Below are 25,409 nucleotides of genomic sequence, written 5' to 3'. Positions count from 1 at the left end.
TCCTAGTGCGTTAGGCGAATTCCTAATGCGGTTTGAAGTCTAACCCCGCGAACATTGCTGAACTTGATGTATATCAATAATGCGCGTGCCCCTCCCAAGCATACAGCCATCCTGTAAAATTCGCTCCATGAGCAAATTATCCCTGGACCGCATCCTGCAATCGCAGGGTTTCGGCACCCGCAAGTACTGCCGCGCCCTCATCGAAGATGGCGAAGTGAGCATCGCCGGTGTCGTACACGACAAATACAAAGAAACGCTTGAAACCGACGGCCTGGTGCTGACCGTGTTCGAGGAAGAGTGGGTAGTGCGCGAACACGTGTACATCGCCTTGTATAAACCTGCCAACTTCGAGTGTTCGCGCAAGCCCAGCCACCATCCTGGCGTGCTGACCTTGTTGCCCGAGCAATTCACCTGGCGCGAAGTGCAGCCGGTCGGAAGGCTCGATCACGACACCACCGGCATGCTGCTGATGTCCGACGATGGCCCGTTTATCCATGCCCAATCGTCGCCGAAGCGCCATGTTCCGAAAATTTACCAGGCCACCACGCAAGACCCGGTCACCGACGAACTGGTGGCTCAGCTGCTGGGCGGCGTGCAATTGCACGACGAGCCGGCGCCGCTGGCAGCGCAAACTTGCGTCAAGCGTGGCGAGCACCAGCTCGAAATCGTGCTGGAACAGGGCAAGTACCACCAGGTCAAGCGCATGCTGGCCGCTGCCGGCAACCATTGCAGCGCCTTGCATCGCTCTGCCATCGGCACCCTGACCCTGGAAGAGCTGGGCCTGGAGGAGGGAGAATGGTGCTTCCTCACCCCGGAACACATGGCGAAATTAACACCTTCCCAATAATTTCCACACGGAATCACTGATCTGGCACGGAAAACCTGCCGTATTCCACCGATGGTGTGATGTTGCCGCACTCGATAATGGCAACATCGAAATAAACCATGCGGCAGACACACCATGTCAGACAGCAGCGACGCAGAAAAGACCGAAGCAGCGTCACCGAAGCGCCTCGAGCAGGCGCGTGAGGAAGGCGACATTCCGCGTTCGCGCGAAGTGGCCACATTTACCGTGTTGATGGCGGCCGGCGTCGGCCTGTGGACCTTTGGCGACAGCCTGATCCGCCAACTCAATTCCGCGCTGGTCTCGGGCCTGACCCTGGACCAGGAGCAAATCTTCAATTCCAACGTCTTGCTGCATCGTGTAGCGCTCGACGTCAGCCGCGTGCTGATCGCCTGCCTGCCGCTGGGCCTGGCCCTGATGCTCGTGGCGGTTATCTCGCCTATCCTGATCGGCGGCTGGCTGTTCAGCGCCAAGGCCTTCGTGCCGAAATTCAACAAGCTCAATCCCATCAACGGCATCAGCAATATGTTCTCGAAGAACGCGCTGGTGGAACTGTTCAAGGCCATCGCCAAGGCGACCGTGGTGGGCGTGGTGGCGTGGATGGTGATGATGAAGCAGCAGGACGCCGTCATCGGTCTGGCCGTGGAGCCGCTGCGCCTGGGCACCACCCACATGCTCAATATGCTGGGCAGCAGCTTTTTGTACATCGTCGGCGCGCTGGGCCTGATCGCCGCCATCGATGCGCCGTACCAGCTGTGGCACTACGCCGACAAGCTCAAGATGACGCGCCAGGAAGTGATCCAGGAGTCGAAAGAATCGGACGGCAACCCGCAAATCAAGGGCAAGATCCGCCAGCTGCAGCGCGAGATGGCCAAGCGCCGCATGATGGCCGACGTGCCGACCGCCGACGTGGTGGTGACCAATCCTACCCACTACGCAGTGGCACTGAAATACAACGACGGCATGCGCGGCGCACCGAAAGTGATCGCCAAAGGCACCGACGAAACCGCTGCCAAGATCCGCGAAATCGCCCGCGAGAACAAGGTCATCATGCTCGAAGCGCCGGCCCTGGCCCGGGCGCTGTACAAGCATGCCGAGATCGGCGACGAGATTCCTGCCACGCTGTACGCGGCGGTGGCCGAAGTGCTGGCCTATGTCTTCCAGCTGCGCATGTACAGCAAGGGCGGCGCGCCACGGCCGACTGAACCGAAGGTACTCGATGTGCCGCCGGAACTCGATCCGCACAACCCGGCGTACGTCGATAAATTCGGCAACAAACCAAACATGAATAACGGAGCACCCGCATGAGCGCAATGAGCAACGTCAAAATGCCGCCATGGCTGCAAGGCCTGGCCACCAGCCAGAACAAGTCGTCGCTGGCGGCGCCGATCTTCCTGATCATGATGCTGGCCATGATGATCTTGCCGCTGCCGGCGTTCGTGCTCGACATCTTCTTCACCTTCAATATTGCGCTGGCGATCGTGGTGCTGTTGACCAGCCTGTACACGGTCAAGCCGCTCGACTTCATGGCGTTTCCGACCGTGCTGCTGGTCTCGACCATGTTGCGGCTGTCGCTGAACGTCGCGTCCACCCGCGTGGTGCTGACCGAAGGCCACACAGGCGCGGATGCTGCCGGTAAAGTGGTGGAGGCCTTCGGCCACTTCCTGATCGGCGGTAATTACACGGTCGGTATCGTGGTGTTCATCATCCTGACCATCATCAACTTTATCGTGGTGACCAAGGGTGCGGGCCGTATCGCCGAGGTGGGTGCGCGTTTCGCCCTGGACGCCATGCCAGGTAAGCAAATGGCGATCGATGCCGACCTGAATGCCGGCCTGATCGGCGAAGCGGACGCCCGCAAGCGCCGCAACGAAGTCTCGCAGGAAGCGGAATTCTATGGCGCGATGGACGGCGCCAGTAAATACGTGCGCGGCGATGCCGTGGCCGGCATCCTGGTCACCGTGATCAACGTCATCGGCGGCTTGCTGGTGGGCGTGATCCAGCACGGCCTGCCGTTCGGCGAAGCGGCGCAGATCTACACGCTGCTGGCCATCGGTGACGGCCTGGTGGCGCAGATTCCATCGCTGATCATCTCGATCGCAGCCGGTATCGTGGTCTCGCGCGTGGCCAGCGACGAAGACATCGGCACCCAGATGGTGTCCCAACTGTTTGCTCGGGTGGAAGTGCTGTACGTCACCGGCGGCATCATCTTCGGCCTGGGCCTGATTCCCGGCATGCCCAATGTGATGTTCCTGACCATCGGCGGCGCCATCCTCGGCGCTGGCTACATGATGGCCCGCAAGGAAAAAGTCACCGGTGGCCCGGTGGGCAAGGCGGCCAAGGCCGAGGCGGAAGCTGCCGCAGCTGCTGCCGCCGCGCCACCGGCGCCGGAGCAGGAAGAAGCGAGCTGGCAGGACGTGATGCCGGTCGATACCCTGGGCCTGGAAGTGGGCTACCGCCTGATTCCGCTGGTCGATAAGACCCAGGGCGGCGAGCTGCTCAAGCGCATCAAGGGCATCCGCAAGAAGTTCGCGCAGGAAGTGGGCTTCCTGGCGCCGCCGGTGCACATCCGCGACAACCTGGAGCTCAAACCGTCGGCCTACCGCATCACCCTCAAGGGCGTGGAAGTGGGCATGGGCGAAGCGTTCAACGGCCAGTTCCTGGCGATCAATCCCGGCATGGCCAGCGGCACGCTGCAAGGCCTGGTGACCACCGATCCGGCCTTCGGCCTGCCGGCCACCTGGATCGACGCCAGCCTGCGCGACCAGGCGCAGGGCATGGGTTACACGGTGGTCGATGCCGGCACCGTGGTGGCCACGCATTTGAACCACCTGATTTCCACCCATGCGTCGGAACTGCTGGGCCGGGCCGAAGTGCAGGCGCTGCTCGACCACCTGGCCAAGGAAGCGCCGCGCCTGGTGGAAGACCTGGTGCCGAAAATGGTGTCGCTGTCCACGCTGCAAAAAGTGCTGCAAAACCTGCTGGTCGAAGGCGTGCACATCCGCGATATGCGCACCATCATCGAGACCCTGGCCGAGCACACCGTGCACACGCAGGACCCAAGCGACCTGACCGCGCTGGTGCGCATGGCGCTGGGTCGCGCCATCGTCCAGCAGCTGTTCCCGGGTACCAACGAATTGTCGGTGATGACCCTGGATAACCGCCTGGAACGCCTGTTGATGCAGGCGCTGGCTGCCAGTGGCCCGGACGGCGCCGGCATCGAACCCGGCCTGGCCGACACCATCGCCCAGCAGGCCGCGAACGCGGCGCAGCAGCAGGAGGCGATGGGACTGACGCCGGTGCTGCTGGTGCCGGGCCCGCTGCGCGCCTTGCTGTCGCGCTTCCTGCGGCGCGCGCTGCCGCAGCTGAAAGTGCTGTCGCATGCCGAAATTCCGGAGAGCAAAACCATCCGCGTGACCGCGCTGGTGGGCCAGACGTAATCTCGCTTCGTCCGGCGCGCGTTTGATCCGCATCAAACCGCGCCCTGTGCAAAGTCTAAAACTTGGCATATGAGCGACGACTACGATTCGCCATGGAAGGAAGTGGTCATGCACCACTTTCCGGAATTCATGGCTTTCTATTTCCCCCAGGCGCATGCGCAAATCGACTGGTCGCTGCCGCACGTGTTTCTCGACCAGGAACTGGCAGCGTTGTCGGCAGATGCCGAGCTCGGCAAACGCTTGTTGGACAAGCTGGTCAGCGTGCGCAAGCTCGATGGCGACGAGCAGTGGGTACTGGTGCACCTGGAAGTGCAGGGCTGGCACGATGCCGATTTTGCCGAGCGCATGTTCATCTACAACTACCGCGTGTATGATCGCTACCGCCATCCGGTGGCCAGCATGGCGTTGCTGACCGACGAGAATCGCCACTGGCGTCCGACCGGTTTCGGCTGGCAGCAGCTTGGCTGCACGATGCAGCTTGATTTTCCGATCGCAAAAATGCAGGATTACGCATACGTGATCCCGGACTTGGCGAGCCAGGAAAACGCGTTCGCGCTGGTGAGCGCAGCGCATTTGCTGGCTCAGAATACCCGTAACGATGCGCATCGACGCCGCATCGCCAAGTGGAAACTCACCAAGATGTTGTATGAGCGCGACTGGGATCGGCAGCGTATCATCGATCTCTATCGGGTGATGGACTGGATCATGCGCTTGCCGCCAGCGCTGGAGCAGCGCCTGCGATCAGGGATTGTTCAACTGGAAAGGAGGAGTGACATGACATACTTGTCTTCTATCGAACGTATAGGTATGGAAATTGGGATCAAGAAAGGCATGGAGCAGGGCCTGCAACAGGGCATGCAACAAGGTCTGGAACAAGGTTTGGAACAAGGTTTGGAACAAGGTTTGGAACAAGGCCTGGAACAAGGCCTGGAACAAGGCCGGGAGCAAGGTCTGGAAAAAGGCCTGGAACAAGGCCGGGAGCAAGGTCTGGAAAAAGGCCTGGAAAAAGGTCTGGAGCAAGGACAGCGGCGCGGTTCTGCTGACTTGCTGTCCCTGATGCTTAAAGCCCGCTTCGGCCCGTTAAGTTTGCCTGTGCAAATCATGCTGGAAGATGCACCCGCCGACCTGCTCAATCAGTGGGCAAAAAACTTTGTCCACGCCGATTCGCTCGACGCTGTTTTTCGTACCGAATGACCAAGCCTGACCACTCCACGCGGCCGCATTGAAATGCGGCCCATTTCCCCGCCTGTTCATCAGATCGTTTCCTGAGTGCATCGTCAATAATGGCACTGTCCGAGTGATAGAAGCGTCGCAGCCGCGCGATGCATTGCTCAAGCTACAGGAGTCATCGATGGCCTACATTACCTTGCAACCCCGCGTCAGCCAGTTCCTGGGGAGCCGGCCATGAACGTGAAAAAATTCACCGCGCCGACGTCGCGCGAGGCATTGCGCAAGGTCCGTGAGTCGCTGGGGCCGGACGCCGTGATCCTGTCCAACCGCCAGGCCGACGGCATGGTGGAAATCCTGGCCTTGGCCAATGACGATGCGGCCTCGTTGGCGATGCCGGCGCCGCACTCGCCGATGGCCGAGCCGGCCCCGTCGCTCGACTTCGACGCCGCCATCGCGCAACGCAGCCAGCGCCTCGATGCGCGTCTTGAGCCCCATTTCGACGAAGCGCCCTACATGGCGACACGCCAGGCGCAGCCGCCTCAGCAGACCATGCAGCCGGCGGCACGCCACGCGCAGCCACCTCAGCAGACCATGCAACCGCTGCACCACCAGGCCGCCCAGCAACCGCCACGCCGCGTGGTCGCCTCGCCTTCTTCGTACGCCACCAAGACCGCTGCTGCAGCAGCGCCGGCCAGCATGCCAGCCCAGCCGCGCGCGCCGCAACTCGATGCCGAACAGGTCAGCGCCATGGTCGCCTCGGCCGTGGCCAGCGCCAAGCAGAGCGCCGCCGCCGAAATGCAGGACATGATGAGCGAAATCCGCGCCATGCGCGGCATGATGCAAACCCAGCTGGCGGAAATCGCCTGGGGCAGCACCCAGGCCCGCGAGCCGCAAAAGGCCGCCGTGCTGCGCGAGATGCTGGCCGCCGGTTTTTCGGCCAGCCTGTCGCGCTACCTGATCGACAAGTTGCCGGCCGGCCGCGACGCCGCCGACAGCATGCGCTGGATTAAGACCGTGTTGACGCGCAACCTGTCGGCCATGGCCAACGAAGATGCGCTGATCGACCAGGGCGGCGTGTTCGCACTGGTGGGCCCGACCGGCGTCGGCAAAACCACCAGCACCGCCAAGTTGGCCGCGCGCTGCGTGATGCGTCACGGCCCGGACAAGCTGGCCCTGATCACCACCGACGCCTACCGCATCGGCGCCCACGAACAACTGCGTATCTACGGCAAGATTCTTGGCGTGATGGTGCACTCGGTCAAGGACGAAGCGGACCTGCGCATCGCCCTCAAGGAATTGCGCAACAAGCACACGGTGCTGATCGACACCGTGGGCGTGAGCCAGCGCGACCAGATGGTCACCGAGCAGGTCTCGATGCTGCAAGGCGCCGGCTCCGACGTCAAGCGCCTGCTGTGCCTGAACGCCACGGCCACCCAGGAAACCCTGTCGGAAGTGGTGCGCGCCTACCAAGGCAGCGGCCTGGCCGGCTGCATCATGACCAAGCTCGATGAAGCGGCAGCGATCGGCAACGTGCTCGACGTGGTGATCCGCCAGAAGCTCAACCTGTTCTACGTCTCGAACGGCCAACGGGTGCCGGAAGACCTGCACCTGGCCGATCCGGCCTACCTGATCGACCGCGCCTTCAAACTCAAGCGCGACGTCGTCAATACCCAGTACCTGGACAATGAACTGCCGCTGTTGATGTCGGGCAGCCAGAACAATGCGCTGCGCGAGGTACACCTTGGCTAATTTCGATTTCGACCAGGCCGAAGGCCTGCGCCGCATGCTGGCGGGGCCCAAGCCCCGCATTGTCACCTTCCTGTCCGCTACCGCGCAGGACGACAAGGGCGCCATGCTGGTCAACTTGGCCGCTTCGCTGGCCCGGGCCGGCAACGACGTGCTGCTGATGGACGCGTGCGCCAGCGCCCGCGGCGTGGCCAGCCGGCTCGGCCTCGACGGCGGCGCCAGCCTGCTCAACGTGGCGCGCCAGGAATGCGCATTGAACCAGGTGCTGCATCAGGCGCCGCAGGGTTTTGCCGTGGCGTCGATGACGCGCGGCATGCCGCGCAGCGGCCCCGACGAAACCCGCCGCCTGGCCAAGGCTTTCGACGTGCTGGTCAAGCAAACCGGCATGGTGATTGTCGATGGCGAGTTCGACGGCGAGTCGTTCCCGGTGCCGGTCATGGCCAGTTCCGAGATCGTGGTGCAAGTGTCGGCCAACGCTGCGTCGATCAAGGCGGCTTATAGTTTAATCAAGCAATTGAACCAGGAATTGGGCCGCCGGCCGTTCGGAATTCTTGTCACTGGTGCATCGGAAGCCGAAGCGAAGTTGGTTTACGATAATATGGCACAAGCTGCCAGCCGTTACCTGGCCGTCAACCTGGTCTCGATGGGCTCGGTGCCGGCCGATGAATACCTGCAGCGCGCCGCGCGTTTGGGTCGCGCGGTGGTGGATGCGTTTCCGCTGGCCGGTGCATCGGTGGCGTTTCGTCAACTGGCGGGGCGCTTTGCGCTGGCTGGCTCGCCTTCTTTCCAGACGGGGAGCGGCAATCATTTTAGCGCTTGAAAGTAAAACAATAGGCTATGTACACGGTCAAAGGGAAAGCGGACAAGAACACCTTGCTGACGGAGCACATGCCGTTGGTCAAGCGTCTTGCCCATCACATGAAGGCAAAATTGCCGCCCAGCGTAGAGGTTGATGATCTGGTGCAAGCCGGCATGATCGGGCTGCTCGACGCCATCAACCGTTACGAAGAAACCCATGGCGCGCAGTTCGAGACCTATGCCGTGCTGCGTATCCGTGGCGCCATGCTCGACGAGCTGCGCACCAGCGACTGGCTGCCGCGCTCGATGCGCCAGAACATGCGCAAGATCGAAGCGGCCATGAGCACGCTGCAACAAAAGCTCGGCCATCCACCGACCGAGTCGGAAGTGGCCAAGTCGCTCAAGCTGTCGCTGTCCGATTACCAGGACATGCTGTCCGACGGCGGCGGCCACCAGCTGGTGTACTACGAGGACTTCCATGACGACGACGGCAACGACAGTTTCCTCGACCGCTATTGCTCCGATGAAGAGTCCGATCCGCTGCGCGCACTGCTCGACACCGATTTCCGCCAGGCCGTGATCAACGCCATCGATGCCTTGCCCGAGCGCGAAAAGATCCTGATGGGGCTGTACTACGAAGAGGAGCTCAACTTGAAGGAAATCGGCGCCGTGATGGGTGTGTCGGAATCACGCGTATCGCAGCTGCATACGCAAGCCGTGGCGCGCCTGCGGGCCAATCTCAGGGAGAAGGCATGGACTGGGCCAGCATAGCCGGTGTCGTCATTGCGCTGATCGGCATCGCCATCGGCCAGACCATGGAGGGCGGCAAGCTGTCCTCGCTGGTGCAGCCGGCCGCGTTTGCCATCGTGGTGGTCGGTACGTTCGGCGCCGTGCTGCTGCAATCGAAGCTGCGCACCTTTGTGCGCGGCATGAAGATGCTGCGCATGGTGTTTGCGCCGCCGCCGGACACGCGCGCCGCGCTGGCGCGCGACATCAGCGCCTGGAACCTGGCCGCGCGCCGCGATGGCCTGCTGTCGCTCGAGCGCCACATGCTGGCCTCCAAGGATAAATTCAACACCAAGGGCCTGCGCCTGATCGTCGATGGCATCAACCCCGACAAGCTGCGCCAGTTGCTCGACACCGAAATCACCGCGTACGAGACCGAGGAACGGCTGGCCGTGCGGGTGTGGGAATCGGCGGCCGGCTACGCGCCCACCATCGGCATCCTCGGCGCCGTGCTGGGCCTCATTCACGTGATGGAAAATCTCACCGATCCCACCAAGCTGGGCGCAGGCATCGCGGTGGCGTTCGTCTCGACGATTTACGGCGTGGGCCTGGCCAACCTGTTTTTCTATCCGATCGCCAACAAGCTCAAGGCCATCGTCAACCAGCATGTGCACCAGCAGGAAATCGCCGCTGCCGTGTTTTACGATATTGCCACCGGCGACCACTCGCGCGTGATCGAAGAGCGCATCGCCACCTTGATGCGAGAGCACTGAGATGTACCACCGGCGCGCCCGCAAAAAGTTCGACGATGAGGTGGAAAACCACGAGCGCTGGCTGATCTCGTACGCCGATTTCATTACCCTGCTGTTCGCGTTCTTCGTCGTGATGTACGCGATCTCGTCGGTCAATATCGGCAAGTACAAGGTGTTTTCCGATGCCCTGGGTGACGCCTTCGGTGGCGCCGGTTCGTCGCCGCCGGTCAACACGCAAGTGCCCAATCTGCCGATCCCCAATCCCGCCCTGAAACGCCGCGCCGAAATGCTGAAACAGGAGCGCCAGGAAATGACCAGGCTGGCGCAGGACTTGCTGTCCACGCTGGCGCCGCTGGTCAAGGAGGGGAAAGTGCGCGTAACGCAGAATAGCCGGGGCGTGAGCGTGGAAATCAATGCCAGCGTGCTGTTCGACCCGGCCGATGCGCGCCTGACGCCGGAATCGGTGGAAGCGCTGAGCGCGGTGGGCGTGCTGCTCAAGAACGATACCCATAACGTGCAGGTCGAGGGTCACACCGATGATCTGCCGATCAGCAATGTGCAATTCCCGTCGAACTGGGAACTGTCGTCGGTGCGCGCGAGCAGCGTGGTGCGTTTATTCGTGGAAAATGGCGTGGCGCCCACGCGGTTGACGGCAGTGGGCTTCGGCTCGAACGTGCCGGTCGCCTCGAACGACGACCCCATCGGCCGCGCCCGCAACCGCCGGGTGGCGGTAACGATTCTATCGGGCTTGCCTGATCCGGTGACGGAGTTGCCGACCGACGGCGCACCGGCGACCGCACCAACGGTAATCCCAGCCGCAGCGCCAGTGCCAGCTCCACAATAATCAAAACGCACGCATCCGAAAGATGGCCTGAACGGCCCGAAGTCCTGGGCGGCCTCAGGCCATCTTTCAGCCTGCTAAAAAGCCTCGGCTGCGTGGTATCGGATTCGACATGCCGGTCGCACTATACGTCTGCCCACCGGTCGAAGGCCGCAGGGCCGCCAGTGCGCCCTGGGTATTATTGATTTGCTTGTTGATCAGCATGCCGTTGACGCGATTGCATTCCTTGGCTTCGCGCGTGGTGTCGAGCAGCGCAGTCCAGGCGTGGGCAATGTCGTCGTCGCCGCTGGCGGCGATCCAGGCTTCCATGCCAGCCTCTTCGGCCGGGAAACCGGCCTTGCCCAGGGCGCGGTGGCGCTGGGCCGACAGCAGTGTCATCTGCGCAATCAACACGGTTTTCTTGTTGGTGACCACATCCAGGCCTTCGATCTCCGCCGAGACCAGCATCTGCTGTTCTTGCTTGAGCAAGTCCAGCAAGGTGGTCATGATGTGCGCTTCTTCACGCAGATTGTCGAGCGGGGTGACCGTGGTCATGATCTATCCTAACGTTGTCTTGAGTGCAGCAGATCCTTGACCGTATCGAGCAAGCCATCCGCCACTTTTTCCGAGTTGACCTGGAACTGCCCATCGGCAATTGCCAGCTTGATGCGTTCGACTTTTTTGCTGTCGAACACGGCGCCTGCGCCATTGGTGGCACTGGCTGCCATGGCCTGTCCCTGCGGCGACAACCGTACGCTGTCGGTCGCAGCCGGAGTAGACGACTGCACCGCCGTCTCCGCGCTGCGGGTGGTCGTGGCGGGCGGGCTGTTCGTTGCAGGCAAGCCTGGCGTGTTCTTTAATGTTGTATCGTTGATTTTCACAGCACTTCCTTCACTGGGTGGAGTGTGATACTCCGGGATCTGAGTCTATAACGGCGCGCGTTTGAGAAACTTTAGCGCCGTCGTGACCAAGACCCCCAGCTTTTGCCCATCCTTTAAAACGCCACCTCCACCAGTCCGCCGGTTTTGGCGATACCACTGATTTGCTGTCCCGAGGCGGTTTTTACCCGCACCACCTGGCCATCGGTCGCCGTGCTCATGGCGCGCGCCTCGGCCGACACGCTGAAACCGCTGCCGGAGGACACCAGCCGCACCAGCTGGCCCGGCTGCACCACCGGCTTGCTGCGCAAGGTATCAAGACGCAAGGGAGTGCCTGGCGGCAATGATGCATTGGTGCTGCGGCCGATCACCTGGCTGACATCGGTGGCCACGCCCGCCGGCAGGCTGGTCAGGTCGCCCTGCAGCACGACCAGTTGGCGCTCCTCGATCTCCTGGCCCTGCACCAGCGGCGCGGCGCTGGCGACATAGTCGCCCATCACGGTCACGCTCGCTTGCACATAGAGGGTCCAGGCGGCTGGCGCCGTGCAGCGCACGCCCACGGTGGTCTTGCCCCAGGCGCGTGCGCCCGGCGAGAAGAATGCCTGCGGGGCAGGGCAGGCGGCCAGGTTTAGGCGCGGGTCGATGGCGCCCACGGCCACCGTGACCTGGCCCGGCAGGCCGCCGCTTTGTATCTTGAGAAAATCTTCAACGGTACGCTTGATGCCGGCCGCGTCCTGGCGGCCCTGGGCGTGAGCCTGGGGCAACACCGGTAGCAGCAGCGCGGCGGAAATTAACAGTGTAACGAGACGTGGGGTCATGGCGCAGGCCTTCCATTCAATGCTGCCATGATAGAGAAGCGCGCCGCGCTTGAAGCGTGGAATAAGGTGGAAAAGCCGCTGCTGCTCGATTGATGGTTCGCTGGAGCAACTCCGTATCATCGATCCTGTTAATACACCCGGAGGCCACCATGCTTTCCAAGCTCGACGACTACATGCGCTTTAACGAATCGGCCCTGAACTTGCGCGAAAAGCGCCAGACCGTGCTCGCTTCGAATATCGCCAATGCCGACACGCCCAATTACAAGGCGCGTGACATCGATTTTTCCAGCGCCATGAAGGCAGCCGTGGAAAAGGCCAGCCCGACCGCCGCCGCCAGCATGAAGACGACCGCCGCGCGCCACTTCCCGAACCCGCCGTCCGATGGCGGCCTGCTGGCCGACGGCACGCCGCTGCTGTACCGGGGCGTGGTCCAGGGCGCGGTCGATGGCAACACGGTCGACATGGACGTCGAGCGCAACCAGTTTGCCGACAACGCGGTGCGCTACGAGGCCAGCCTTACCATGATCAATTCGCAGATCAAGGGCATGATGAACGCCCTGCAGTCCGGTAACTGAGGAGCCTGATCATGTCCCTCTTCAGCATCTTTAATGTTTCCGGTTCGGCCATGAGCGCGCAAGCCCAGCGCCTCAACGTCACTGCCTCCAACCTGGCCAATGCCGACAGCGGCACCAGCTCCACCGGCGAAGCCTACCGTGCGCGCCAGGTCGTGTTCGAAGCGACGCCGCCCACCAATGGCGGCGCCTCGACCGGCGTGCGCGTCAAGCAGGTGGTGGAAGACCAGTCGCCGATGAAAATGAAATACGACCCGCAAAACCCGCTGGCCGACGACAAGGGCTACGTGACCATGCCCAACGTCAATCCGGTTGACGAGATGGTCAACATGCTGTCGGCGTCGCGTTCCTACCAGAACAACGTGGAAGTGATGAACGCCGCCAAGTCGATGTTGAACAAAACCCTGACCATCGGTCAGAACTGATAGAAAGAATCATCATGGCAGTCAGCGGCATTATCGATACCCCCAAGACCGTGACCACCAACTCGGTGGCCACCAGCTCGAGCACCAGCACCACCTCCACCGACAGCGTGCAGGCCGACCAGGACAAGTTCATGCTGCTGCTGGTGACCCAGCTGAAGAACCAGGATCCGCTCAACCCGATGGACAACGCCGCCATGACCAGCCAGCTGGCGCAGCTGTCCACCGTTACCGGCATCAACAAGGTCAACGCCACGCTGGAGTCCCTGCGGGCCGACCAGGCCAGCGCCCAGTCGATGACGGCAACCAACCTGATCGGCAAAGGCGTACTGGTGGCCGGCAAGGGCATCGAACTGAGCACCGCCACCGCCGCCGACGGCACCAAGTCCAGCAGCAGCGTGTTTGGCGTGGAGCTGGGCTCGGCGGCTGACGTGGTCGATATCAACATCGTTGACAAGACCGGCAAGACGGTACGCACCATGAGCATGAAAAGCGCGGATGCCGGTACTTACCCGATCACCTGGGATGGCACCAAGGACGACAAGACGGCAGCCGAAGCGGGCAGCTACACGTTCACGGTCAAGGCCACCACCGGCGGCAAGGCGCTCGACAATGCGACCCCGCTGCAACTGGCGGCCGTGGCCAGCGTGTCCACCGGCAGCGCCGGCGTCAAACTCAACACATCGCTCGGCCACTTCACCTTGGCTGAAATTAAAGAAGTACTTTAACTAGGGGAATACCATGTTCCAACAAGGACTGAGCGGCCTGAACGCTGCATCGAAATCGCTGTCGGTGATCGGTAACAACATCGCCAATGCCAGCACTGTCGGCTTCAAGAGTTCGGAAGCGCAGTTTGCCGACCTGTATGCCAATTCGCTCAACGGCGTGGCCGGTCAAAATCCGGGCATCGGCGTGATGACCTCCAAGATTGCCCAGCAGTTCACGCAAGGGAATATCGAAACCACCAACAACCCGCTCGACGTCTCGATCAACGGCGGCGGCTTCTTCCGCATGACCGTCAATGGCGCGGTGCAGTACTCGCGCAATGGCCAGTTCCACGAAGATAACAAGCACACGCTGGTCAACGCGCAGGGTGCGGTGCTGACTGGCTACCTGGCCAACACCGCCGGCGTGATCCAGCTCGGTGCGCCGGTACCGCTGGTGCTCGACAAGTCGGATCTGAAACCGGTGCAAACCACCGAGGCCAACTATCACCTGAACCTGAGCTCGGCCGAGAAAGTGCCTGCCAAGAACCCGTTCAACGCCAACGACCCGGAAACCTATAACAAGCAGACCGTGCTGGACGTGTACGACAGCCTCGGCACCCAGCACATCATGACCACGTACTATGTCAAGACCGATGCCAACGTCTGGGACGTGTACGCCGCTGCCGACAACAAGGAAGTCATTTCTGCCGGCGTGGCCGCCGCCATCAATTCCGATGCCGGCGTGGCCACGGCACGCACCGCCTACAACGATGCCATCCGCGCCACGCCGCCCGATGCCGCCACTATTGCCCAGGCTGCCAAGACCTACGCCACGGCCGCTTACCAGGTGATGCGCACGGCCGCGTCCACCGCGCCAGCCCAGGCCAGCGCTGCCCAACTTGCTGCGCTCGACACCGCGTACGCCGCGCTCGATCCGACCAATTCCGGCAGCATTACCGGCCAGTCGCCGGACGAAATCAGCGCCAAGCTGGCCGACGCCATCACGGTGCCGGCAATCAAGGTCGGCACCTTGCAATTCGACCGCAGCGGCAACCTCGACCCGGGCGCCATGGCCTTGCGCACGCCGCCGCAAACGCTGCCGTTCCAGATCCAGTTGCCGATCTTCCCGGACACCGGCTCGCTGCAGCCGCTGACGGTTGCCACCACGTTCGAGAACACCACGCAGTACGGCAGCGCCACCAACGACCTGGGCTCGGTCCAGAACGGCTACTCGGCCGGCTCGTGGCAGCGTTTGTCGATCGACGAGAACGGCATCATCCTGGGCCAGTACAGCAACGGCAAGTCGCGCGCCATGGGGCAGATCGCCATGGCCAACTTTGCCAGCGTCGATGGCCTGACCCCGCTCGGTAACAATGCGTGGTCCGAAAGCGCCGCGTCCGGCCAGCCGATGATCGGCGTGCCGAATGCCGGTTCTATGGGGCAGTTGCGTTCGAGTTCGGTGGAAACCTCGAACGTCGATCTGACCGAGGAACTGGTCAACATGATCACCGCGCAGCGCGTCTATCAGGCCAATGCGCAGACCATCAAGACCGAAGACTCGCTGCTGCAAACGCTGGTCAACCTGCGTTGATGAGGTAAGCCATGGACCGTCTGATCTATACCGCGATGACCGGTGCGCGGCACGTGATGGAGCAGCAAGCCACCGTGTCGAACAACCTGGCCAACGCCACCACCAACGGTTTTCGCGCCCAGCTCGATTCCTTCCGGGCGGTGCCGGTCATGTCGGACGGCCTGCCCACGCGCGCCTTCGTGGTCGATTCCACGGTGGGCTCCAACTTCACGGCCGGACCGATGCAAACCACCGGTCGCGCGCTCGATATCGCCATCCGCGAGCAGGGCTGGCTGGCGGTACAGTCGGCCGACGGTTCGGAGGCATATACCCGCAACGGCAGCCTCCGCGTGAACGAAAACGGCTTGCTGCAAACCACCAGCGGCCAGACCTTGATCGGCGACGGCGGCCCCATCGCGGTGCCGCCCGACACCACCATCACGATTGCCAGCGACGGCACGGTCAGCACGGTGTCCAACGAATTCCAGCCGGGCCCGTCGAACGTGCTCGGCCGTTTAAAACTGGTCAATCCGCCGACCGCCGGCCTGCTGCGCGGCGACGACGGCCTGTTCCGCCAGGCCGACGGCACGCCGGCGCAGAACGACCCGGCCGTGCGCATTGTCGATGGCGTAATCGAGGGCAGCAACGTCAACCCGGTCGATTCCATGGTCAACATGATCAGCCTGGCAAGGCAGTTCGACATGCAAATGAGCTTGCTGAAGAACGCCGAGAATAACGCCGCAAAAGCCACCCAGATCCTCGCTTTGGGTTGACCCCGACTCCCGCATAATGCTGTTGTGGGATGAGCGTTTGCCGCTGTGGCGAACGCCCATCCAAGCTACGGGAGAAGGATCATGATACGTTCACTTTGGATCGCCAAGACCGGCATGGAGGCGCAGCAGACGCAGCTCGACGTCACCTCGCACAACCTGGCCAACGTCAGCACCACCGGCTTCAAGAAATCGCGCGCGGTCTTCGAGGACCTGCTGTACCAGAACATCCGCCAGCCCGGCGGCCAGTCGTCGCAACAGACCAACCTGCCATCGGGCATGCAGCAAGGTACCGGTGTGCGTCCCGTCGCGATCGAACGCATCCACACCCAGGGCAATCCGCAGGCGACCGGCAACGACAAGGACATCATGGTCAACGGCGCCGGCTTCTTCAACGTGCTGCTGCCAGACGGTACCACCGCCTACACCCGCGACGGCTCGTTCCAGCGCGATAACAACGGCCAGATGGTCACCTCCAGCGGCTTCGTGCTGCAACCGCCGATCACCATCCCGATCGAAGCACAAAACATCACCGTCGGCCGCGACGGCACGGTCTCGGCCCTGGTGCCGGGCACGGTGGCGCCGCAGCAGCTGGGTGCGCTGCAACTGTCCACTTTCATCAATCCGACCGGGCTCGAATCGAAGGGTGAAAACCTGTACGTTGAGACCGGCGCGTCGGGCGCACCGCAAACCAATACGCCGGGCACCAACGGCCTCGGCGCCATCCTGCAAGGCTACGTGGAATCGTCGAACGTCAACGTGGTCGAGGAAATGGTCAACATGATCCAGAGCCAGCGCGCCTACGAGATCAATTCCAAGGCCATCACCACGTCGGACCAGATGCTGGCCCGCTTGTCGCAGCTGTAAGGAATACGCCATGAAACTCGCCTCCCTCGTCCTTGCTGTCGCCGCCATGCTGGCCGGCTGCGCCAATGTCACGCCCACGTCGATCGTCGATTCGCCGCGCACCGCGCGCCCGCTGACGACCGAGCAGATGCAGGTCAAGCCGACCAGCGGCGCCATCTACCAGGGCGGCAATTTCCGGCCGATCTTCGAGGACCGCCGCGCGCGCCAGGTGGGCGATGTGCTGACCCTGGTCATCACCGAACGCACCACCGCCAACAAGGCCGGGACCAATTCTGCCAACAAGACCAGCGCGGTCAGCATCGGCCTGCCGAAACCGTTGCAGGGCACGTTCGGCAACCCGCTGGCGATCAACAACGAAAACAGCTTTTCCGGTGCCGACAACCAGACCGCCAGCAACGCCTTCACCGGTACCATGGGCATCACCGTGGTGGAAGTTCTGCCGAACGGCAATCTGATCGTGGCCGGCGAAAAGCAGGTGGCGATGAACAAGGGCGTGGAATTCATCCGCTTCTCCGGCATGGTCAATCCCGACAATATTGTCACTGGCAATACCGTGTCGTCCACCGCCGTGGCCGATGCTCGCGTCGAGTACCGCACCAGCAGCCAGGTGGACAAGGCGGAAGTGGCGTCGATGGTGTCGCGCTTCTTCCAGAGCATCTTGCCGTTCTGAGGCCGATCATGAAACATTTTCCATCGATCCCGAAAGCCCACAGCGCCGAGCGTGCTGTCGCCGCCTGCAAGCGCGCAGCGGTGGTGGTGGGCATCATCGTCGGCACCGTGGTGCTGTCGCTGCTGATGGCGCCACCGGCCCAGGCCGAGCGCCTGCGCGACCTGGCCAGCATTGCCGGCGTGCGCCACAATCAGCTGATCGGTTACGGCATCGTGGTAGGTCTCGATGGCAGCGGCGACCAGACCACGCAAACCCCGTTCACCGTGCAAAGCGTGGTGTCGATGCTGCAGCAACTGGGCGTGAACCTGCCGCAGGGCACCCAGTTGCAACTGAAAAACGTCGCGGCCGTGATGGTCACGTCGTCGCTGCCGCCGTTTTCGCAGCCGGGCCAGACGCTCGACATCACCGTCTCGTCGATGGGTAACGCCAAGAGCTTGCGCGGCGGCACCTTGTTGATGACGCCGTTGAAAGGCGCCGATGGCCAGGTCTATGCCATGGCGCAAGGCAATGTGCTGGTGGGCGGCGTCGGGGTGCAGGCCGGTGGTGGCGGTGGCGGCAATTCGCTGGTCATCAATCACTTGAGCGTGGGCAAGATTTCTGCCGGCGCCACGGTGGAGCGTGCCGTCGCTTCCAGCCTGGGCGAGGGCAACATGATCCGCCTGGAACTCAACACCGCCGACTTCGCTACTGCAAGCCGCGTGGTGGACGCCATCAACGACAAATACGGCGCCGGCATTGCCTACGCGCTCGATGGCCGCGTGATCCGAGTGCAGGCGCCCAGCAGCAGCGACCAGCGCGTGACCTTCATCGGCACCTTGCAGGATATGAATGTCAACCCGGCCGAACAGCCGGCCAAGGTGATCATGAATGCGCGCACCGGCTCGGTGGTGATGAACCGCGCGGTAACGCTGGAGACGTGCGCCATTTCGCACGGCAATATGTCAGTATCGGTCTCGTCCGATCCGCAGGTGAGCCAGCCTAATCCGCTCTCGGGCGGTTCCACCGTGGTCACCCAGAATCAAAACGTGGCCATCAAAAAAGACGGTGGCAAGGTCATGATGGTCAAGGGCGGCGCTTCGCTGGCCGAGGTCGTCAAGGCCCTCAACGCCATCGGCGCCACACCGCAGGACTTGCTGTCGATCCTGCAAGCCATGAAGGCCGCAGGATCGCTGCGCGCCGAACTGGAAATCATTTAAGCAGATTGCGGGACTATCGCCATGGCCAGCCAAAACACCTCCAACGTCGGTAACGACCTCTCCCGAAAATTCGCGCTCGATGTCAAGGACATGGGCAGCTTGCGCCAGGGTGCGCGGGCCGGCACGCCCGAAGCGCTCAAGGGCGCCGCCACCCAATTCGAAGCGATGTTCGTCAACATGATGTTGAAGACCATGCGCGAGGCGTCGCCGCAGGACAGTCTCACCAATAGCGACCAGACCAAGATGTTTACCGGCATGCAGGACCAGCAAACCGCCCAGAGCATCGCCAAGAAGGGCATCGGCCTGGCCGACATGCTGGTACGCCAGCTGGGCCAGAACGACAAGCAGGCGCTGGCCGTGGGCGGCGCTGGCGACCCCACCGACGGCGCCAACGCCGGCAGCTTTGCCGGCATGGCCAGCCTGATGGACGCCAGGCTGCAAAAAGCCATCGCCGCTGCCGGCGGCAACGCTACGGCCAAGGCCGAAGCCACTGCCGAGGCCAAGACCGCCGCACCGGCGCGGCGCGGTTCGCAGGCGCCGCACGTGGTGAGCTTCCAGGAAAAACTGTCGGCGCACGCCGACGAGGCCAGCGCCGCCACCGGCATCCCGGCCAAGTTCATGCTGGGCCAGGCCGCGCTCGAGAGCGGCTGGGGCAAACGCGAAATCAAGGGCCGCGATGGCACCAACAGCAACAACCTGTTCGGCATCAAGGCTACGGCTGACTGGAAAGGCAAGGTGGTCGAGGCGACCACGACCGAGTACGTCAACGGCAAGGCCCAGACCAAGGTGGAACGCTTCCGCGCCTACGACAGCTATGCGGACAGCTTCAAGGACTATGCGCGCCTGATCACCAGCAATCCGCGCTACGAAAAAGTACTGGCCAGCGCCGGCGACGCCAGCGCGTTTGCCCAGGGGCTGCAGAAGGCGGGATATGCCACCGACCCCCAATACGCTAATAAATTGACTAGCATCATAAAACGCTCTCTGGCGGGCTAGCTAAAAGCGGTCGCTCAAGTTTATGGCTACAGAGCCGTAAACCATAACAACATAAAGTGAAACCATCATGAGTCTACTGAGCATCGGCAGAAGTGGTTTGTTGGCGGCCCAGGTCGGATTGTCCACGACCGGCAACAACATTACCAACGCGAACGTCCCGGGCTACTCCCGCCAGGGCGTGGTGCAGACCGACACGCCTTCGCAAAACAGCGGTGCGGGTTTCGTCGGCACCGGTACCGAAGTGTCCACCGTCCGCCGTTACTACGACAATTTCCTGGCCAACCAGCTGCGCGGCGCCGAGACCAACCAGGCGTCGCTGGAAACCTATTACAAGCAGATTTCGCAGATCGACAACCTGCTGGCCGACCCCACCGCCGGCCTGTCGCCGGTGATGCAGGATTTCTTCAACGGTGTGCAGAATGCCACTGCCAATCCGGCCTCGGCTGCGGCGCGGCAATCGATGTTGTCCACGTCCGAATCGCTGGCCGCGCGTTTCCAGGGGATGAGCGCGCGCCTGGACGAGATTTCCGATGGCGTCAACAGCCAGATCGTCTCCAACGTGGGCGAGATCAACTCGTTTGCGCGCCAGATCGCCGACCTCAATAACACCATCGCCGGCCTCAGCTCGGGCGGCGATGCCCCCAACGACCTGCTCGACCACCGCGACCAGCTGATCACCGAGTTGAACAAGCTGGTCAAGACTACCGTTGTGCCTGGCGACAACAATATGCTGACCGTGCAAATGGGCACCGGCCAGCCTTTGGTCGTGGGCAATAACGCGTTCACCCTGGGCACGTCGCAAATGGCCAACGATCCGTCCAAGATGACGGTCGGCTACCAGACCGCGAACGGCAAATTCACGCCGTTGCCCGACAAGGTGCTCAACGGCGGCCAACTGGGTGGCTTGCTGGAGTTCCGCAATACCGCGCTCAACGGCGCGCAGAATCAGCTGGGCCAGGTGGCGGCGTCGCTGGCCACCAGTTTCAATGCTCAGCACGAACTGGGCCAGGACCAGAACAGCGTGGCCGGCGGCACCTTCTTCAACGCGATCCAGGCTTACGTCAATCCCAACACCAACAATGCGCCGCAAAGCACGGCCGAGGTGAAGGGCACGGTGGTCGATGCCGGCAAGCTGACCGCCAGCGATTACAGCGTCGATTTCGACGGCACCAATTTCAACGTCAAGCGCCTGACCGATGGCCAGGTCACGCAAATCAATCCGTTCCCGCAGACCGAACCGCAGGTGATCGACGGCGTGGCCTACAGCATCACCGGCACCCCGGCGCAAAACGACAACTTCCTGGTGCGCCCGACCTACAGCGCGGCCAAGGACTTGACGGTGGCGATCAAGGACCCGGCCAAGATCGCCCTGGCCGCGCCGATCACCACGGCCGCGCCGATCGCCAACACCGGCACCGCCAAGATCTCGGCCGGTACGGTGGATCAGAACTACCTGACACCGGGCAATGCCTTGACCGCACCGGTCACGCTGACCTTCGACAAGGCGGCCGGCACGCTGACCGGCTTCCCGGCCGGCCAGGATGTCACGGTCACGGCCAACGGCAACAGCACCACGTATCCGGCTGGCACCGCCGTACCGTTTACCGATGGCGCAGCCATCAGTTTTGGCGGCGTCAGTTTCAATATCACGGGCACGCCCGGCGATACCGATACCTTCACCATCGGCCCCAACACCAGCGGCGTGGGCGACAGCCGCAACGGCGCCTTGCTGGCCGGCCTGCAGGCCAAGAATGTCATGAACGGCGGCACCGCGACGTTCCAGGGCGCCTACGCCCAGGTGGTCAACGTGGTCGGTAACAAGGCGCGCGAAGCGCAGATCGGCATGAACGCGGCCGACGCCGCCGTGGTGCAAGCGACCAAGGCGCACCAGAGCGTGTCGGGCGTGAACCTCGACGAGGAGGCGGCCAACCTGCTGCGTTACCAGCAGGCCTACCAGGCAGCAGGCAAGGTCATGCAGATCGCCAGCACATTGTTCGACACCTTGCTCAGCCTCGGCCGTTGATGTTCGTTCCCGTAGCAGATTATTTGACGAGGTAGCCCCATGGTCATGCGCATCAGTACCAAAACCATTTACGACGTCGGCGTTGGCCAGATCAGCACGCTGCAGTCGTCGCTGGCCCGTACCCAGCAACAGCTTTCGACCGGCCGCAAGAACCTCACCGCCGCCGACGATCCGATCGCCAGCGCGCGCGCGCTCGAGGTGACGCAATCGGCCGGTATCAACGAACAGATGGTCACCAACCGCAGCAATGCCAAGGGCTTGTTATCGCTGGAAACCGTGGCCCTGCAAAGCTCCACCAACCTGATGACCGAAATCAAGACGCTGGCAGTCAAGGCCGGCGCCGGCAGTTTGTCGCAGGCCGACCGCGAATCGCTGGCGGTCGAGCTCGAAGGCCGCATGGCCGACTTGCTGGGCCAGGCCAACACGTCCGATGGCGTGGGCGGCTACGTGTTTTCCGGCTATAAATCGACGACCCAGCCGTTCACGCCCACCGCCAACGGCGTGGTGTACAACGGCGACCAGGGCCAGCGCGAGTTGCAGGTGGCGTCCACCCGCAAGGTGGCGATCAGCGATTCCGGTTCCTCGGTGTTCGAGAACAATATGACCGGCAACGGCCGTTTCGCCACCGGCGCGTCGGCGGACAACTACGGTCGCGGCGGCACCGGCATCATCGGTCCCGGCTCGGTGGCCGATGCCACCAAGCTCACCGGCAACAAGTACCAGATCGATTTCCAGGTCACGCCAGCCGTGCCCGGCACGCCGGCGTCCACCACCTACACCATCACCGACCTGACCCTGAACCAGCCGGTGCCAGCAACGCCGGTGCCGGCGGTGCCGGTGCCGTACGTGAGCGGCCAGGCGATTGCGTTCGACGGCATGACCTTCGACATCAAGGGCGCACCGGCCGACGGCGACCAGTTCTCGGTGGAGCCTTCGACCAAGAAATCGGTGTTCAGCGCCATCGACGACATGATCAAGGCCTTGCGCGCACCCGGTTCCGGCGCTGCCGGCCAGGCTAGCCTGAGCAATGCGCTGAACCAGGCGCAGAACAGCATCGACAACACTGCCGATAACATCCTGTCGGTGCAGGCGGCGGTCGGCTCGCGGTTGAAAGAACTCGATTCGCTCGATAGCGCCGGCGACGACCTCAAGCTGCAATACGCGACCGTGCTGTCGGAGTTGCAGGATGTCGATTACGTGGCGGCGATCTCGATGTTCACCCAGCAATCGACCAACCTCGACGCGGCGCAGAAATCGTTCAAATCCTTGTCGGGACTGTCACTGTTCAATTACATCTAATAATCCAGATCGGTTACGGGCGCATCAAGTGCCGTGCCCGGCGACCGTCCCAGCACACGGTTGATGGTGCGGGTCAGTATCACGATATCGTTATCGAAAGCGTTGTGGGCCGGTTTGACCGCGCGCTGCAACGAAACCGGCATGCGCATGCCGGTGACCTCGCAGGCCGGCACGCCGTCGGCCTGGGGCGGCAGCGCTGCCACCCAGGCGCGCCAGGCACGCACCTGCGGCCAGTCGGCCGCGCGCCACAGGTCGTCGTCCGGTTGCAGCGCGGTCGCATCGACCGTCCGTTGCAAGCCGGCCAGCGGCGTCTTGCGTACCTCCTCGAAACCGCGCGCCACCAGGTATAACAAGGATTTTCCGTAAGGTCCCACCGTATCGTCGCGCTCGGCCGCATCGGACAGCAGGTGCAGCCAGAAGCGGTCGCGCGGCACCACGCCGGCCGTCACCGCCGCCACAAAACAGCGCCGGGCGAACGCCAGCGAACAGGCTGGCGCGTACAGCGTGACCGACGCCACCGGCAGCCTGGCCGCGCGACACAGTTCGAGCAGGTGGCCGTGCACGAAGGCGCCTGCGGAATGGCCGGCCAGGTGGATTTCGAGCGCCGGGTGCTCTTGCCACAACCGCACCAGTGCAGCAGCGAGCAAGGCCAGCGCGCCGCCGTCCTGCGCGGCGCGCGCTGCATTGTCCTGCATTTCGCGCCACGCCCACCGGACCTGGTGGGCCACGGTTTCCAGCAGGCCGTCCTTGGCATCGCTGAAGGTGCGGCCGGCCAGGGCTGGCGCCGCCACGTCGCCGACGGCGTCGTACAGCAGGCCACCCAAGGTTTCCAGTACGCCCGTGCGCCAGGTGTAGAACAGCGGGTAAATGCCGTTGGCGGCAAAGTACGGTCCCATCACACGGATGCGGCGCAGCGACGCCGACTCCGTGTTGAGGCCGCCATGGGCGTAAATCACCACTTTCTTGCGGCCGCCGCTGCCACTGCCGTTGGCTCCGCTACCGCTGCGTAGCCAGGCCCCCAGGCGTTCGCCTACCGCCACCGCCACCAGGTCGGCCGCGCGGCCGATGTCGGGCCGGCTGCTGCGCAGCACGCCGTTATTGCCGCTCACCAGCGTGTGAGCGTAAGCGGTATCGGTGGACCACGTCCGGGCGCCAGCGAGTGCAGGATTGGCCAGCACGGGAGGATCGGCAGCAGCCAGCGAAATGCCGATGCGTCGCGACTTGGCGGCGGCCGTGGCAACGCCGACTCGACCGGCACCCTCGACATCCCCGACTTTTGTTGAGTCGCCGGCGGCCCCGGTGCCATCGACGCTCCTGGCGCCAGCGACGGCCCGGTTACGACCGGCGTGCCTGACGTCGCCGGCGCTCGTGGCGACGTTAGCCAGCGCCGCGCCGGGCGGGGCGCCGGGAGCGGAGACTGCCTGGGTACCGGATGCGGCCATCATCTGCGGCACCCCCAGCGCCGCCACCCAGCAGTCGAGGCCGTTGTTGCGCCAGTCGTCGTAACGCAGCACGGCAAAGCCGCTTGCGCCCCAGTCTTTGCCCCAGGAATTTTGCACCACGAAGCCGTGCTCGTTGTAGCCGACGATGGCAAACGCGTGGCTGCCGGCGTCGGCCGCCATGCCGTCATAGCCGATCACCGGCAGACCATCGTGGCCTTGCGCCAGCCCGCTGCCGGCCGCAACCGCGAGCCACCCCGCGTGCACGCTGGCCGACACATACAGCGCGCCGATCGCGTGCAAGGCGGCCTGCATGTCGGTGATGGCGTCGCGGTCCACCCGGTAATACACGCCGAGCGGGCGGGTGGCGGCGTCGGCGGCCCAGCGCGGATCAGGGCGGTAGCCGACAGCGGCGTGCGGATCGGCGTGGACGCTGGCTTGCCACAGCGGCGCCAGGCAACTGCCGTGCTTGCTCCAGCCCTTGATGGCGCCCCGGCAGCTCGACCCTTCGTATTCCTCGCCCGGCCATTCGTCGTAGAAGCGCGCCAGGTCGTACAGCATGTGCGGGCTGACCGGTGCAGCGTGCGCACCGTCGCGCTGCCACAGCAGGAAGTTGACCACGGCGGCCAGGCCGTAGCCGGTACATGCGCCATGTTCTCCGTGCGCGCTCTGATCGAGCACCAATCCCTGCCTGACGTAGGCCGGCAGCAGGCGGCGCAGCCGCGCGTCTTCGGGCCAGCGCGGCGGCAGCGCGGCCAGCGGCGGCGCGTAGGGACGGTCGCGCCGATCGAGGCGGTCGGCGCGGGCGTCGAGGCGCACGGTCTGGCCGTCGAACTGGAGAAGGCGGGTGGGCATGCTCGTGGCTGCTAGTGGATGTGCAGCCAGT

The 25,409-nt window shown here is 63.3% G+C and carries 24 protein-coding genes; 20 read left to right on the top strand and 4 right to left on the bottom strand.

Features of this window, described 5'->3' with window-relative positions; translation table 11 throughout:
- Positions 1-127 precede the first annotated feature (127 nt).
- The 9 genes from F8197_RS09775 (at position 128) to motD (ending at position 10,320) form a co-directional block, all read left to right on the top strand.
- Positions 128-847 (top strand): pseudouridine synthase, encoded by a 720-nt coding sequence (locus F8197_RS09775; RefSeq protein ID WP_056140768.1) that lies wholly within the window; start codon positions 128-130, stop codon positions 845-847.
- 114 nt (positions 848-961) lie between these two features.
- A complete protein-coding gene (flhB, locus tag F8197_RS09770) occupies positions 962-2,152 on the top strand; it encodes a flagellar biosynthesis protein FlhB (RefSeq protein WP_152881676.1) in 1,191 nt (396 codons plus the stop codon).
- Positions 2,153-2,157: 5 nt separating this feature from the next.
- A complete protein-coding gene (gene flhA, locus F8197_RS09765) occupies positions 2,158-4,284 on the top strand; it encodes a flagellar biosynthesis protein FlhA (protein WP_304438339.1) in 2,127 nt (708 codons plus the stop codon).
- Between the two features lie 69 nt (positions 4,285-4,353).
- On the top strand, positions 4,354-5,478 hold the full coding sequence (locus tag F8197_RS09760; RefSeq protein WP_152881675.1) for a transposase: 1,125 nt from the start codon (positions 4,354-4,356) through the stop codon (positions 5,476-5,478).
- 210 nt (positions 5,479-5,688) lie between these two features.
- Positions 5,689-7,203 (top strand): flagellar biosynthesis protein FlhF, encoded by a 1,515-nt coding sequence (gene flhF / locus F8197_RS09755; protein WP_152881674.1) that lies wholly within the window; start codon positions 5,689-5,691, stop codon positions 7,201-7,203.
- The gene (locus F8197_RS09750) at positions 7,196-8,020 is read left to right on the top strand and encodes an antiactivator of flagellar biosynthesis FleN protein (RefSeq protein ID WP_152881673.1); all 825 of its coding nucleotides are present in this window, start codon (positions 7,196-7,198) and stop codon (positions 8,018-8,020) included. Before flhF ends, F8197_RS09750 begins: the two co-directional genes overlap by 8 nt.
- 17 nt (positions 8,021-8,037) lie before the next feature.
- Positions 8,038-8,769, top strand: a complete 732-nt coding sequence (locus tag F8197_RS09745; protein WP_019922854.1) for an RNA polymerase sigma factor FliA — start codon at positions 8,038-8,040, stop codon at positions 8,767-8,769.
- Entirely contained in the window at positions 8,751-9,497 is a 747-nt protein-coding gene (locus F8197_RS09740; RefSeq protein WP_056140749.1) for a flagellar motor protein, read from the top strand. The genes F8197_RS09745 and F8197_RS09740 overlap by 19 nt, the downstream gene beginning before the upstream one ends.
- A 1-nt stretch (position 9,498) precedes the next feature.
- Entirely contained in the window at positions 9,499-10,320 is an 822-nt protein-coding gene (gene motD, locus F8197_RS09735) for a flagellar motor protein MotD (RefSeq protein ID WP_152881672.1), read from the top strand.
- Positions 10,321-10,386: 66 nt separating this feature from the next.
- Here motD and F8197_RS09730 read toward each other — a convergent pair whose 3' ends face one another.
- From F8197_RS09730 to flgA, 3 genes are all read right to left on the bottom strand, one after another.
- Complete coding sequence (locus tag F8197_RS09730) at positions 10,387-10,851, bottom strand: flagella synthesis protein FlgN (RefSeq protein WP_152881671.1); 465 nt, start codon at positions 10,849-10,851, stop codon at positions 10,387-10,389.
- 8 nt (positions 10,852-10,859) lie between these two features.
- Positions 10,860-11,177, bottom strand: a complete 318-nt coding sequence (gene flgM / locus F8197_RS09725) for a flagellar biosynthesis anti-sigma factor FlgM (protein WP_026637463.1) — start codon at positions 11,175-11,177, stop codon at positions 10,860-10,862.
- A 113-nt stretch (positions 11,178-11,290) separates the two neighbouring features.
- Positions 11,291-11,992, bottom strand: coding sequence for a flagellar basal body P-ring formation chaperone FlgA (flgA, locus tag F8197_RS09720; protein WP_152881670.1), 702 nt, complete (start codon positions 11,990-11,992; stop codon positions 11,291-11,293).
- Positions 11,993-12,141: 149 nt separating this feature from the next.
- Between flgA and flgB the strand changes: the two genes are divergently transcribed.
- From flgB to flgL, 11 genes are all read left to right on the top strand, one after another.
- A complete protein-coding gene (gene flgB, locus F8197_RS09715; RefSeq protein ID WP_056140737.1) occupies positions 12,142-12,567 on the top strand; it encodes a flagellar basal body rod protein FlgB in 426 nt (141 codons plus the stop codon).
- Between the two features lie 11 nt (positions 12,568-12,578).
- Complete coding sequence (gene flgC / locus F8197_RS09710) at positions 12,579-12,989, top strand: flagellar basal body rod protein FlgC (RefSeq protein ID WP_019922847.1); 411 nt, start codon at positions 12,579-12,581, stop codon at positions 12,987-12,989.
- 14 nt (positions 12,990-13,003) lie between these two features.
- The gene (locus tag F8197_RS09705; RefSeq protein WP_152881669.1) at positions 13,004-13,714 is read left to right on the top strand and encodes a flagellar hook assembly protein FlgD; all 711 of its coding nucleotides are present in this window, start codon (positions 13,004-13,006) and stop codon (positions 13,712-13,714) included.
- A 13-nt stretch (positions 13,715-13,727) separates the two neighbouring features.
- Complete coding sequence (locus tag F8197_RS09700) at positions 13,728-15,284, top strand: flagellar hook protein FlgE (protein WP_152881668.1); 1,557 nt, start codon at positions 13,728-13,730, stop codon at positions 15,282-15,284.
- An 11-nt stretch (positions 15,285-15,295) separates the two neighbouring features.
- The gene (gene flgF / locus F8197_RS09695) at positions 15,296-16,036 is read left to right on the top strand and encodes a flagellar basal-body rod protein FlgF (protein WP_019922844.1); all 741 of its coding nucleotides are present in this window, start codon (positions 15,296-15,298) and stop codon (positions 16,034-16,036) included.
- Positions 16,037-16,117: 81 nt separating this feature from the next.
- The gene (flgG, locus tag F8197_RS09690; RefSeq protein WP_019922843.1) at positions 16,118-16,900 is read left to right on the top strand and encodes a flagellar basal-body rod protein FlgG; all 783 of its coding nucleotides are present in this window, start codon (positions 16,118-16,120) and stop codon (positions 16,898-16,900) included.
- Between the two features lie 10 nt (positions 16,901-16,910).
- Positions 16,911-17,570, top strand: a complete 660-nt coding sequence (locus F8197_RS09685; RefSeq protein ID WP_056140726.1) for a flagellar basal body L-ring protein FlgH — start codon at positions 16,911-16,913, stop codon at positions 17,568-17,570.
- A gap of 8 nt (positions 17,571-17,578) precedes the next feature.
- Positions 17,579-18,766 carry a flagellar basal body P-ring protein FlgI gene (locus tag F8197_RS09680; protein WP_082488676.1) on the top strand — a complete coding sequence of 396 codons (1,188 nt, stop codon included), beginning with the start codon at positions 17,579-17,581 and terminating at the stop codon, positions 18,764-18,766.
- A gap of 21 nt (positions 18,767-18,787) precedes the next feature.
- Complete coding sequence (gene flgJ, locus F8197_RS09675) at positions 18,788-19,762, top strand: flagellar assembly peptidoglycan hydrolase FlgJ (RefSeq protein ID WP_152881667.1); 975 nt, start codon at positions 18,788-18,790, stop codon at positions 19,760-19,762.
- Positions 19,763-19,829: 67 nt separating this feature from the next.
- Positions 19,830-21,785, top strand: coding sequence for a flagellar hook-associated protein FlgK (flgK, locus tag F8197_RS09670; protein WP_152881666.1), 1,956 nt, complete (start codon positions 19,830-19,832; stop codon positions 21,783-21,785).
- 39 nt (positions 21,786-21,824) lie between these two features.
- Positions 21,825-23,084: a flagellar hook-associated protein FlgL gene (gene flgL / locus F8197_RS09665; RefSeq protein ID WP_082488675.1), complete on the top strand. Its 1,260-nt coding sequence runs from the start codon at positions 21,825-21,827 to the stop codon at positions 23,082-23,084.
- Here flgL and F8197_RS09660 read toward each other — a convergent pair.
- Positions 23,081-25,378, bottom strand: coding sequence for a C1 family peptidase (locus F8197_RS09660; RefSeq protein WP_152881665.1), 2,298 nt, complete (start codon positions 25,376-25,378; stop codon positions 23,081-23,083). The two genes, flgL and F8197_RS09660, sit on opposite strands and share 4 nt — an antisense overlap.
- Between the last annotated feature and the right edge of the window lie 31 nt (positions 25,379-25,409).

Origin of the sequence: Duganella sp. FT27W (genome assembly GCF_009295655.1) — a bacterium.
Lineage (GTDB): Bacteria > Pseudomonadota > Gammaproteobacteria > Burkholderiales > Burkholderiaceae_D > Rugamonas > Rugamonas zoogloeoides.
This window is presented reverse-complemented; position numbering and strand designations above follow the sequence as displayed.